Raw genomic sequence first — 11,959 nt, 5'->3', positions numbered from 1 at the left:
GAACTGGTGCAGCCCGCCTACCGGAAGAACTCGCTGTGGAGTCCAAGCTACTTTGCGGGAAGTGTCGGAGGCGCCCCCCCTGAGCATGGTCAAGCAGTATATTGAGCAACAATCGAGGCCGGACTAGGGGCGCTCTCGCGCCCCTCGCTATCCATCCTCGCACAGAAGTACGAGGTTTTTCGCGATGTTCGATAAACTGTCATCCAATTGTCACAAACAGGGCGTAGGGTAAGCTATTCTGGCCACAAACCCTTATTTTCATCACGGCACCTGCTTCGTATGATGTCGACATGACTCCTCCTCGGCTACCTGCTTCGCGTCAGCCGCTACGTTTGCTTCACGACCGTATTGCCACCGGACTGATTACGGCTGGCGGCATTGCTGTTTTGCTGGCGATCCTCGCCATTGGCGTCTTTCTGGTGTGGGAAGCGCTGCCGCTGCTTGGTTTTGGCGAAGCGCTCTCCCTGGCCACGCTGTCGCCGCTCGCCTGGGGCACCCTCAAGGCTGCCCTGGCGGCCATGCTGTTTGCCACGCCCATTGCGCTAGGGGCCGCCATGTATTCGGCGCTGTTCATGTCGTCACGCCTGCGCAGCCGCATCAAGCCCGTGATGGAGTTGATGGAAGCAATACCCGGCGTGGTGATTGGCTTCATTGCCGGACTGCTGCTGGCCCCGTGGGTAGAGCGTCATTTGGCCAGCACCCTGCTCGTACTGGCCTGGCTGCCGCTGAGCGCAGCGCTGGCAGGTGCCCTTTGGCATATGGCCGGCAGCCGTTGGCGCCAGCGGCTGCCGCTGTCGTCGGCGGCACTGTGGCTGATACCGTGGCTCGCCTGCATGACCGCCCTGGCCCTGTGGGCGGCACCGCTCGCCGAAACCCACTGGCTGGGGGGCGACTTGCGTCTGTGGCTGGAGCAGCGCCACGGCATCGACTACGCCACGCGCAACGCCCTGATCGTCGGCATCGCCATGGGCTTTGCGATTATTCCCAGTATCTACTCGCTGGCCGATGACGCCCTGGCCGACGTGCCATCCACCTTGATGGAAGGCGCCCAGGCGTTGGGCGCCAGCCGCTGGCAAGCGCTGTGGAAAGTCGCCCTGCCCACCGCAGGCCCTGGCGTGTTTTCGGCGGTGATGATTGGCGCAGGCCGCGCCGTGGGCGAAACCATGATCGTGCTGATGGCCAGCGGCAACACCGCACTGTTCAGCGCCAGCCCCTTTGAGGGGCTACGTTCACTGTCGGCGTCGATTGCCATCGAGCTGCCGGAGGCCTCCCCCGGCGGCATGACCTATCACCTGCTGATTCTGGCGGCGCTGGCGCTGTTCATCTTCACCTTCTCGGTCAATACGCTGGCCGAAGTCGTGCGCCAGCGCCTGCGTCGGCGTTACCAGCGGCTGGGAGGTGCACGCTGATGGGCTGGCGAGCGCTGAGCTTTCGCCTGAACACGGCGGGCAACCGGCTGTGGCCCTGGCTATGTGCGGGTAGCGTGGCCCTTTCGCTGCTCATGCTCGGCGCTTTGCTGGTACTGCTGACCACCAAAGGGTTAGGTCACTTCTGGCCCGCCGAGCTGGAGGAGGTCACCCTGCACAGCGGCGAAACGGTGATCGGCCAGCCGGTGCGCGAGGTGCCGCTACCCCATGCCCAGGGCATGGAGCGGCTCTATTTTACCGGCAACCGCGACCTCACGGGTGCCAGCTGGCGCTGGCTGGCCGTCGATCAAATCGCCCAGGTCACCACACCCGCTGAGCTGATACGCCTGGAGCGTACCCCGTGGGGCGACTTTCTTGGCCGCCTGGATGCCGTCGAAAACGAAGGCCAGCGGCTTGAAGGGCAGGCGGCCATGGAGTTCGTGCGCCAAGCCCTGATGCTGCCGCCAAACCAGCGCCCCGACGCCCAGCTGTTGCTGGAAGCCAATGGCAGGGTACAGCCTCAGCCGTTGGCGGGGATCACCCACCTGCAAACTCCCAACGCCATGGCCTGGCACCAAAAGGTGGCAGCCTGGGGCGGGCGCGTGTGGCAGTTCCTCAGTGAGGGGCCGCGCGCGGCCAATACCGGGGGCGGCGTATGGCCGGCCATTTTCGGTACGCTGCTGATGGTGATTCTCATGTCCGTGATCGTCACCCCCTTTGGCGTGTTGGCGGCCATCTACCTCAACGAAATTGCCCACCAGAACCGCCTGACCCATCTGGTGCGTATCGGGGTCCGTAACCTCGCTGGCGTGCCCTCCATCGTATATGGCGTGTTTGGGCTGGGGGTGTTCGTGTACGGCATCGGCGGTTCCATCGACAGCTGGTTCTTCGAAGACGAACTGCCATCACCGACCTTTGGTACCGGCGGGCTGCTGTGGGCATCGCTGACCCTGGCACTGCTGACCCTGCCGGTGGTGATCGTGGCCACGGAAGAGGGCCTGGCACGCATTCCCGATGCCCAACGTGAAGGAGCCGTGGCGCTGGGGGCGACCCGCCTGGAGATGCTCACGCGCATCGTGCTGCCCATGGCCATGCCCGCCATGCTGACCGGGGTGATTCTGGCCGTGGCGCGGGCCGCTGGCGAAGTGGCCCCGTTGATGCTGGTGGGCGTCGCCAAGCTGGCTCCGCAGATGCCCCTGGACGGCGAGTTTCCCTACCTGCACCTCGAACGCAAGTTCATGCACCTCGGCTATCATCTATTTGATACGGCCTTCCACGGTGAAGACGTACAGGCCGCGATCCCCCTGGTGTTTGCCACCGCGCTCCTGCTGGTGCTGATAGTGCTGGTGCTTAATCTAACTGCCATATTTCTGCGTCATTATCTGAGGCGTCAACGAGGAAACGAATGCTAGCGTTATCGTCCGCCAACACTGCTCAACCGCCGGTGACGCGCTTCTCAGCCGACGCCCGGTGCCTGAGCATCCACCAGTTCAACCTCGCTTATGCGGGGAAACCGGCGTTGCGTGACCTGACGCTCGACGTACCTCGTCACCGGGTGACCGCGTTCATCGGCCCCTCGGGCTGCGGAAAGTCCACGCTGCTACGGGCAATCAATCGGCTTCACGACTTGAACGAGTCCGTGACCCACGATGGCCATATCTACCTGGAAGAGCAGGACATTCATGCGCCACGCATGAACGTGACCGAACTCAGACGGCGGGTAGGGATGGTGTTTCAGACGCCCAACCCGTTCCCGATGTCGATCTACGAAAACGTGGCCTTTGGCCTGCGCCTGCAAGGGCGCCTGCCCAAACGCAAACGCGACGACATCATCGAGTGGGCGCTGACATCGGCCGCTCTGTGGGATGAGGTCAAGGACCGCCTGCACCGTTCGGCCTGGCAGCTCTCCGGCGGGCAACAGCAGCGCCTGGTGATTGCCCGGACGCTGGCCGTTCAGCCGGATGTCCTGCTGCTGGACGAGCCCGCCTCGGCCCTCGACCCTATTTCGACCCTCAAGATCGAGGAGTTGATACGCAACCTGAAGTCCCAGCTCACCCTGGTGCTGGTGACTCACAATATGCAGCAGGCCGCGCGGGTTTCCGACTACACGGCCTTTTTGCAAAACGGTGAACTGATCGAATATGGGCCCACGGATCAAGTGTTCACCAACCCGCGTCTACAACGCACCGAAAATTACATTACCGGCCGCATGACCTAGGCCCCATCGACGATACGTCAGGAGTGCTCAATGGATATCACGAGCGAGACACACAGCCAACACATCTCTCGCCAGTTCAACCAGGAGCTGGAAGAGCTGAAGACCCACCTGATGGCCATGGGCGGTCTGGTGGAAAAGCAGGTGCAGGATGCGGTGCATGCTCTGCTGGAGGGCGACAGCCGCCTGGCGGAAAAAGTGCGCGACAATGACCGTCAGGTCAACGACCTGCAGCTGCAAATCGACGACGAGTGCACCCGAGTGCTGGCTCGCCGTCAGCCGGCGGCATCGGACCTGCGGCTGGTACTTGCGGTCATCCGTGCCACCTCGGACCTGGAGCGAATCGGCGACGAAGCCAGCAAGATTGCCCGCAATGCACTGTTGTTAAGTGAAAACAGCGGTGCCATTCGTGGCTTGGTAGAAGTCCGCCATATCAGCGAGCACGTGCGCAAGATGCTGCGTGACGCCCTGACCGCCTTCGCCCGCTTCGATACCGAGCTGGCCATGCAGGTCGTTCGCGAAGACGAATCGGTGGACGACGAATACGGCAGCGCCATGCGCTCGCTGATGACCTTCATGATGGAAGACTCGCGCTCCATCAGCTCGGTGTTGAGCATCATGTGGGTGCTGCGCGCCCTGGAGCGGGTGGGCGACCACGCCAATAACCTGGCGGAATACGTGGTGTACCTGGTGAAAGGCCTGGATATTCGCCACAGTGACCCAGACACCCTGGAACAGAAGGTCATGAAAAAATCTTGACCTGGCCGTCAAACCCTCCTGCAATACGCCCAGACCATTGTCTGGGCGTTTTTTTAGGGAGTAATGTCGCGTGAATGCACTCAACGCATTGGGGCAAGGCACCCGCCTGGTGTATCAGCCCGGGCTAAGGCGCTATGTTTTTCTACCCATTCTGGTCAATCTGCTCGTGTATACGGGTATGGTTTACGTGCTCTTCACACGCTTTTCGGGCTGGCTGGAGAGCAGCATGGCCATGGTGCCTGGCTGGCTGGAGTGGTTGTCGTGGCTGATCTGGCCGCTATTCTTCATCAGCTTGCTGGTGGTGATCTTTTTTAGCTTCACCCTGGTGACTCACCTGATCGCAGCGCCTTTCTATGGGTTTCTGGCGGCTCAGGTAGAGCGCCAGGCCACCGGGCGTGAGCCTCTGGATGACCGAGGGCTGGCCAAAACGGCGCTGGACGCCGTGGGTCGAGAGCTGGTCAAGCTGAGCTATATTCTGCCGCGCATGGCCGTATTGTTCCTGTTCAGCTGGATTCCCGGCTTGAACGTCTTCGCGCCTCCCTTATGGGCGCTCTTTTCTGCCTGGGTCATGGCCATTACCTATCTGGACTACCCGATGGATAACAACAAAGTGTCGTTCAAGGACATGCGCAGCAGGCTTTCACGGCGCTGGTGGCCGAGCATGACATATGGCGGGCTGGTCATGCTCATCACCTGGATCCCCTTGGCCAACCTGTTCCTGATTCCAGGCGCCGTCGCAGGCGCAGTCCTCATGTGGGACCGCCACTATCGTGGCACACTGGACACGCGGGATAAGGCGGCAGGCTCGGCGCTCTGAATCAGAGCCATTCATCACAGGGCCGCCCATATAGCAGGCACAAAAAATTAGACCCCGCTAGGCGGGGTCTCGACCACTCTTACTTATGAACGATACTGACTGCTGGCTTCCTCTCCGTTTGCGGGACTCCAACCTTGGAATTTACCCTGACCAGTGTCTTGACCGTTTTCTGATTCATCCTTGAATCGGTGAGCATCCTTGCTATGGGACATCCTTGCCCTCAGTTTGCTCACTCCTAAGCGTAAGAGTTTTTTTCAGCTTTGCAAAGAATTGTTACGTTTAGCTGCCGCTATTTTCTTCTACCACATCTTCCGGAGTGTACTCGGCACCGCCGCTCATGTTGGTAGACTCTGGCTCATCCACGACGTCGGGACCTTGTGTGCCGTGATCAGTGGTCAGGTCTTCTGTGTCGTAGCTACCGGGCTCAGCCGTACCAGACTGTGTGTTCATGGGCTCATCTTCGACGGTTACATCCTGATTCTGGTCGATGGATGAGTGATCCGTGGTGTCTGCAAATGCCAGTGGACTTGCCATCAGGCCAAAAGAAACACCTAAAATACCAGCTTTCTTGAGTAGTTCCTTGGACATCATATTCCGCCTCCTCGATCGCTGTTAATACCGCATAGTTAAGGAAGAGTGACTTCATGTCTTACCAGTTCCTGCGGTAATCTTCCTTACTCAAAATATTGCATGCGCTATGCCACACATGCCAGAAAAATTAAAAATCCATAAATTTCAAAAACTTATTAAAAAAACAAAGAGGCGAACAAGGCCGCTGAGAAGCAATGAACAGGCGCTTTGAGTGGTTAAAAATGACACATGAGTGAGGTGTGACCAGAGTTCTATGCCAATATGGCACACTTATACAGGTGTTATGCAAAAGAAGGGGGTTCAGTGAAGTCGAGCCTTCAAGCAGGCCCGGTAACGCGTCTGGCAGGAAACACACAGCGAAAGGCAGCTCCCTCGCCCGGGTGTGATTCAACATTGAGTTGGGCCTCGTGGCGCAGCAGCACGTGCTTCACGATGGCCAGGCCCAGACCCGTCCCTCCTGTTGCCGTACTGCGCCCTTTATCCACTCGATAGAAGCGCTCGGTCAGGCGGGGGATATGCACCGGATCAATGCCATCGCCATCGTCCTCGACCTCGATACACCCGTTGCCGTTGGCGGCCACCGACCAGCGCAGCGTGATCTGGCTGCCTTCCGGGGTATAGCGCACGGCATTGAAGGCTAGATTGGAAATGGCGCTGCGCAGCTCCTGCTCGCTGCCGATCAAGCCAGCGTCGCTCTCTAGAATGACCTGCACACTGTGCTGCTGCCTCGAGAGCGCCAGAGCGTCTCGGCGAATGCTGTCGAGCATGGGGCCTACGGCCAGCGTCTGGTGATCGTCGCCGCCCTGGTCGATTTCCAGCCGTGACAGCAGCAGCAGGTCATTGACCAGGTTCTGCATCCGCCGCGTCTGCTCCTCCATCTGTACAATTCCTTTACCCAAGCGGGGAGGCAGCAGCTCCTTGAGGTCGCCGTAGGTTTCCAGGTAGCCCGACAGCACGGTCAGCGGAGTGCGCAGTTCATGGGAGACGTTGGCGACGAAGTCACGCCGCATCTGCTCCAGGCGGTGTAGACGCGTAATATCACGGGCCATGACCAGCCGCTCGTCATCGCCGTAGAGGGTGATCTGATACTGGAGGATACGCCGCTCGTCGATCGGCGAGGTCAGCGTCAGCGGCTCGCTGTAATCGCGGGCATTGAAGTAGCTGATGAAGCGAGGGTCGCGCAGCAGGTTGGTGATGTGCTGGCCACGGTCGTGGGCGGTTTGCAGCCCCAGCATGTCGGTGGCCGCGCTGTTCCACCACTCCAGGTCGCCGTGGCGGTCCAGCATCACCACGCTATCGCGCATGGCTTCGGAGGACTCCTGAATTCTCGCCAGCGTTGCCCGTAAACGGCTTTGGGTAATGCGCTGGCTTTTCTGGTAGCGATAGAGGCGGTCGAACAGCTCTCCCCACATGCCCTTGGCCGCCGGAGGCTCATCGTGGGGGTGGAGCGTCAGCCAAAGGAAGAGCGCCCGAAACTGACGCAGATGATAGACCAGACAAAACAGCAGCCCCGCCGCCAGCCCGACGCCAGGGTAATCCACCAGCCATCCCAGGCAGAGGCCCAACAGGGCCAGCCAGATGATGCGCCAGATCTCACGGCTCCACAGGCGCACGCTTACACTCGCGCAGAGAACCGGTACCCGGTACCGCGCACCGTTTGAATCAGATTTTGATGAGGCTCGCCCAGCGCTTTACGAAGACGACGAATATGCACGTCCACGGTGCGCTCTTCCACGTAGACATTGCCACCCCATACCTGGTCAAGCAATTGGCTGCGCGTGTAGGCGCGCTCCTGATGGGTCATGAAAAACTGCAGCAGACGATACTCGGTAGGCCCCATTTCCAGCGCCTTGCCATGGGCGCTGACCCGGTGGCTCACCGGGTCCAACAGCAGACCATTGATTTCGATGGGGTCTTCTACGCCACGCGGCGTGGCCCGACGCAGCACGGCCTTCAGGCGGGCCACCAGCTCACGGGGGGAAAAGGGCTTGGTGATATAGTCGTCGGCACCCGCTTCCAGGCCCTGGATCTTGTTGTCCTCTTCGCCCTTGGCCGTCAGCATGATGATCGGCAGCTCGGCGGTGGCTTCTTCGCGCTTCAACCGACGGGCCAGCTCGATGCCGCTGGTGCCCGGCATCATCCAGTCCAGCAGCAACAGGTCGGGCTGGTGATCGACGACCATGGCGTGGGCATCCTGGGCGTTGTCCGCTTCAAGCACGCGATAGTCAGCCATCTCCAGCGCCACGGCGATCATTTCGCGGATCGGCGCCTCATCATCGACGATCAGTACGGTCTTGGCGGTCATTCCAGGGCCTCACGGTGCTCTATTCAGGAAGGTTCAATGACATGCGTGTGACGATAACACCATGACTTGATGACAGTTCCATGACACCCAGTCAATTTAGCCCGCTACCGGCCACCAGCTCAAGGCAATACCTGCAAAGACCAGCAGACCCGACCAGTGGTTATTCAGAAAGGCCTGAAAGCAGCGGTCACGATCGCGCCCGGCGATCAACCGCTGCTGGTACACGAACGTCGCCGCCATGCCCAGCAACCCCAGCCAGAAAAAGCCTCCCAGCCCGACGCGCAGCGCGACCCAGCTCAGCAGCATCAGCACGCTTGCCTGCAGCACTCCGATGATCAGCCGGTCAGCACGGCCAAACAGCACGGCGGTCGACTTGATGCCGATTTTCAGGTCGTCGTCACGGTCGACCATGGCGTACTGGGTATCGTAGGCAACGGTCCACAGCAGGTTGGCACTGAACAGCAGCCAGGCTTCCAGAGGCACGTGGCCCAATACCGCGCCAAACGCCATGGGAATGGCCCAGGAAAAGGCCGCGCCCAGCACCACCTGCGGGAAGTGGGTGTAGCGCTTCATGAACGGATACACGAAAGCCAGCAGCACGCCGCCCACCGACAGCAGCACGGTGAACCAGTTGGTCAGCAGCACCAGGATGAAGGCAGCGGCGACCAGCGCCACGAACAGCAGCTGGGCTTCGGTTTCGCTGATGCGCCCCGTGGCCATGGGGCGCTGGCGAGTACGCTTGACGTGGCCATCCACATGGCGGTCGGCATAGTCGTTCACCACGCAGCCCGCAGCCCGCATCACGTAGACACCGGCAATGAAGATGATCAGCACAGAGCGGCCCGGTACCCCTTCTGCAGCCACCCACAGCGCCCAGAGCGTCGGCCACATGAGCAGCCAGGTACCAATGGGCCGATCCAGGCGCATCAGCTGAATAAAGTCTGCCAGCCGGGCCCAACCCGTTGGCCGCAATAGAGAACGGTCCATGCTCATGCTTACCTCGTGAAAGAAACTCCAGAATAGCCTAGCGCGAGGGCAGGCTCAGCGCATCGGCCATGGTCGATAAAAAATACTCTTGAACCAGCAGCGACAACCCCGCGTGCTGAAAGACCGAGCGACGCCCCCACTGGCTACGCCCCTTGGCGGGGGCACCCCACGCCGTGAAGCGCGGGAGCGACACCGTGGCCTGCAACGGCCCGCGCACCAGGTCCGGCTGCTGAAACAACCAGCTGCCCAGCGAACGCTCGCCCAAGGCCCCCAGGCCTTTGCCCTGCAGCTGCTCCAGCGGTGCCACTGATCGCGCCACCACCCAGGGGGTGCCGTCGATGCACAGCGCCACCTCGCGTAGCCAGGCATGGCGACGTGGAGCGATGCCCAGCGCCATGGCTTCGTCCTGAAACGGCAGGCCAATGGTCTGACGCAGCAGGCGTACGCGGAACTGGCTCGGCGCTCCGGCCGCCATCAGGCGCGCCGTCAGGGAGTCGGTCGAGGCCACCCATTGCCACCAGGCCGCACTCATGGCAGGCCGCGCAGCGGCAACCGGCCGCCAGTGGGGGGGTAGCGAAAACGCAGGGCGTGGCAACTCAACGAGCGTCACCTGAGCCTCCAGAGCAGTCAATTGGAAAGAAGGCTAGTGTAACATGATGGCTTGGCAGGCTTTTGTTCCTTACCCCCGGATAACGATATGCCCGATTCACACTTGAGCGAATCCCCACATGCCGAGCTGGTCATTGTCGGCACTGGCATGGCCGGTATTGGCCTGGCGCGAGCGCTGCGCCGCCAGGGAGATTCTCGCACCATCGCGCTGGTTAGCGCCGACCGTGGCGAAGAGTACAGCAAACCGCTGCTGTCCACGGGCTTCGCCAAGCGGTTGAGCCCCGAAAAGCTGGCGCAGCGCAGCGCAGAAGCGCTCGCCGACGAACTGAATGCCCAGCTCATGGCCCACACGCAAGTCGTCGAACTGGCGTTGGAACACCAGATGCTGCGCCTGGACAACGGCACCCTGCTCCGCTACGAGCACCTGGTGCTCGCCACCGGCGCGGCCCCGCGCACACCGTTCCAGATACCCGATGCGCTGAAAGGGCGCTGTTTCACGGTCAACGACCTGGATGACTACCGCCGCCTGTATGCAGCGCTCGCCCAGCCAAGCCGAGTGGCGATCATTGGCGCGGGCCTGGTGGGCTGCGAATTCGCCAACGACCTCCATGCGGGCGGCCACCACGTCACCCTGGTGGCGCCAGAGAGCACCCCGCTGCCGCGCCTGCTGCCCGATCCGCTGGGCCATGCCTTGGCCGAAACCTTTCGAACGGCAGGCATGCAACTGGCACTGGGGCGCACGCTGGACAGCCTATCCATGAATGCCGACCGCGACCTGGTACTGCAGCTCGACAGCGGCGAGCGCCATACGGTGGACATCGTCCTGTTGGCCACGGGACTGGCGCCCCGCACGGCGCTGGCCGAGGCCGCCGGACTCGCGGTCAGCGCCCGCGGTATCGAGGTGGACCGGCTGCTTCGCACTCGCCAGCCGAACGTGTACGCATTGGGCGACGTGGCCTGCATCGACGGCGTGAACGCCATGTACGTCCAGCCGCTGCAAGCCAGTGCCAAAGCGCTGGCGGCCACGCTGGGCGGCTCACCCACCCCGGTAAGCTTCGGCGCCTGGCCGATCATCGTCAAAACGCCTCTGCTCCCGGTGGTAGCCTACCCGCCAGTGGGCACACCGCAGCACTGGCGAGTGGAAGGCCATGGGCAGGATTTAACGGCGCTGGCGGAAGATAAAGACGGTCGTTTGATTGGTTTTGCGTTGACAGGGGGCTGCGTGAGAAGGAAAGTGGAGCTTTCCAGAGCTGTCCCTGCCCTGCTAGGCTGATTTTCGCCGCCTTCACGACTAGGCTGAATAAGCCCTGCCGGGGTGGGTTACCAACAACATTGACGTTTGTTTTTCACAAGGGAGATTCCTTCATGCGCAAACCTGAACTCGCCGCTGCCATCGCCGAGAGTGCTGACCTGTCCAAGGACAAGGCAGGCCAGGTCCTGAATGTCATTCTGGACGAAATCACCAACAGCGTGGCCAAAGGCGAAGACGTCACACTGATTGGCTTTGGCACCTTCACCGTACGCGAGCGCGCCGCCCGTACCGGCAAAAACCCGCAGACCGGCGCACCGCTACAGATTCCGGCCAGCAAGAACGTGGCGTTCAAGCCAGGCAAAGCGCTCAAGGACGCCGTTTCCTAATGAAGCTTTCGCTGACGCTGTGGCTGTTGAGCTTCATGCTCAAGCGCGCCCTGCGCCGCAAGCCGCGCTTTCGTGAGCAGCTGGAACGCATGCGCGGCCTGGACTGGGGCATTGCCACAGAAGACCTGAGCACGGCGCGCCACTACCGAATGACCCCCAAACGCATCACGTCCGGTAAAGGCCTGCCCGTCGACCTGGACCTGGAGCTACGCTTTCGCGACCAGCAAGCCGCCCTGCGCATCCTCAGAAAGCCGACGCAACAGGCATTCCTGGATGGCATGGTGGCGGGCGACGTGCGCCTCGTCGGCGACTCTGCCGACATGAACAAGCTGCAAAAGCTGCTCAGATACTTGTAGCCCTTCAAGCTGGGCGCATTTTCGTCACGCGAGGTAGTACCAGGCGATGGATATCCCTCATCAGCGATTGGCCTACTTTCGCGTGACGCTTGAATCAGGCTCGGTGCGCCGGGCTGCGTCGCGGCTCAACATTGCCCCTTCCGCCGTCAGCCGACAGATTGCCCTGCTGGAAGAAGCGCTGGGGGCAACGCTGATGGAACGCCAGCGCGGCGGCATACGCCCCACGCCCGTCGGCGAGATGCTGCTGGAGTACTGCGAGCGGCGCAGCGCCCTCGA

At 61.5% G+C, this 11,959-nt stretch carries 14 protein-coding genes and 1 pseudogene; 10 read left to right on the top strand and 5 right to left on the bottom strand.

The window, feature by feature from the left end; translation table 11 throughout:
- From CWI66_RS16505 to cysZ, 6 genes and pseudogenes are all read left to right on the top strand, one after another.
- Positions 1–127: pseudogene (locus tag CWI66_RS16505) on the top strand (transposase); the annotation flags it as partial.
- A gap of 163 nt (positions 128–290) precedes the next feature.
- A complete protein-coding gene (locus CWI66_RS16500) occupies positions 291–1,409 on the top strand; it encodes an ABC transporter permease subunit (protein ID WP_100732276.1) in 1,119 nt (372 codons plus the stop codon).
- Positions 1,409–2,818 (top strand): phosphate ABC transporter permease PstA, encoded by a 1,410-nt coding sequence (pstA, locus tag CWI66_RS16495; protein ID WP_100732275.1) that lies wholly within the window; start codon positions 1,409–1,411, stop codon positions 2,816–2,818. Before CWI66_RS16500 ends, pstA begins: the two co-directional genes overlap by 1 nt.
- Entirely contained in the window at positions 2,812–3,624 is an 813-nt protein-coding gene (gene pstB, locus CWI66_RS16490; RefSeq protein WP_016915479.1) for a phosphate ABC transporter ATP-binding protein PstB, read from the top strand. The genes pstA and pstB overlap by 7 nt, the downstream gene beginning before the upstream one ends.
- A gap of 30 nt (positions 3,625–3,654) precedes the next feature.
- Positions 3,655–4,380: a phosphate signaling complex protein PhoU gene (gene phoU / locus CWI66_RS16485; protein ID WP_016915480.1), complete on the top strand. Its 726-nt coding sequence runs from the start codon at positions 3,655–3,657 to the stop codon at positions 4,378–4,380.
- 70 nt (positions 4,381–4,450) lie between these two features.
- Entirely contained in the window at positions 4,451–5,197 is a 747-nt protein-coding gene (gene cysZ / locus CWI66_RS16480; RefSeq protein WP_100732274.1) for a sulfate transporter CysZ, read from the top strand.
- Between the two features lie 279 nt (positions 5,198–5,476).
- On the opposite strand, the gene CWI66_RS16475 is transcribed toward cysZ, so the two are convergent.
- The 5 genes from CWI66_RS16475 to CWI66_RS16455 all read right to left on the bottom strand — a co-directional run bounded on the left by CWI66_RS16475 (position 5,477) and on the right by CWI66_RS16455 (position 9,690).
- Positions 5,477–5,788: a hypothetical protein gene (locus tag CWI66_RS16475; RefSeq protein WP_016915482.1), complete on the bottom strand. Its 312-nt coding sequence runs from the start codon at positions 5,786–5,788 to the stop codon at positions 5,477–5,479.
- A 317-nt stretch (positions 5,789–6,105) separates the two neighbouring features.
- Positions 6,106–7,401: a phosphate regulon sensor histidine kinase PhoR gene (phoR, locus tag CWI66_RS16470; RefSeq protein ID WP_100732273.1), complete on the bottom strand. Its 1,296-nt coding sequence runs from the start codon at positions 7,399–7,401 to the stop codon at positions 6,106–6,108.
- Positions 7,402–7,403: 2 nt separating this feature from the next.
- Positions 7,404–8,093 carry a phosphate regulon transcriptional regulator PhoB gene (gene phoB / locus CWI66_RS16465; RefSeq protein WP_016915484.1) on the bottom strand — a complete coding sequence of 230 codons (690 nt, stop codon included), beginning with the start codon at positions 8,091–8,093 and terminating at the stop codon, positions 7,404–7,406.
- Between the two features lie 96 nt (positions 8,094–8,189).
- Complete coding sequence (gene ubiA / locus CWI66_RS16460) at positions 8,190–9,080, bottom strand: 4-hydroxybenzoate octaprenyltransferase (protein ID WP_100732277.1); 891 nt, start codon at positions 9,078–9,080, stop codon at positions 8,190–8,192.
- 37 nt (positions 9,081–9,117) lie between these two features.
- Positions 9,118–9,690 (bottom strand): chorismate--pyruvate lyase family protein, encoded by a 573-nt coding sequence (locus CWI66_RS16455; protein WP_081138554.1) that lies wholly within the window; start codon positions 9,688–9,690, stop codon positions 9,118–9,120.
- 87 nt (positions 9,691–9,777) lie between these two features.
- Here CWI66_RS16455 and CWI66_RS16450 point away from each other — a divergent pair, with 87 nt between their 5' ends.
- The 4 genes from CWI66_RS16450 to CWI66_RS16435 all read left to right on the top strand — a co-directional run.
- Entirely contained in the window at positions 9,778–10,962 is a 1,185-nt protein-coding gene (locus tag CWI66_RS16450) for an NAD(P)/FAD-dependent oxidoreductase (protein ID WP_100732272.1), read from the top strand.
- 92 nt (positions 10,963–11,054) lie between these two features.
- Positions 11,055–11,327: an HU family DNA-binding protein gene (locus CWI66_RS16445; protein ID WP_016915488.1), complete on the top strand. Its 273-nt coding sequence runs from the start codon at positions 11,055–11,057 to the stop codon at positions 11,325–11,327.
- The gene (locus tag CWI66_RS16440) at positions 11,327–11,683 is read left to right on the top strand and encodes a hypothetical protein (RefSeq protein WP_100732271.1); all 357 of its coding nucleotides are present in this window, start codon (positions 11,327–11,329) and stop codon (positions 11,681–11,683) included. Before CWI66_RS16445 ends, CWI66_RS16440 begins: the two co-directional genes overlap by 1 nt.
- A 46-nt stretch (positions 11,684–11,729) precedes the next feature.
- Positions 11,730–11,959, top strand: a 230-nt coding sequence (locus tag CWI66_RS16435; protein ID WP_157808997.1) for a helix-turn-helix domain-containing protein, incomplete at its 3' end; no start/stop codon positions are given.

The sequence above is a fragment of the Halomonas sp. 141 genome, assembly GCF_002810305.1.
In the GTDB taxonomy this organism is placed as follows: Bacteria; Pseudomonadota; Gammaproteobacteria; order Pseudomonadales; family Halomonadaceae; genus Vreelandella; species Vreelandella stevensii.
Note: the sequence above shows the minus strand (reverse complement) of the source record. Positions and strands in the feature narration are given on the sequence as shown.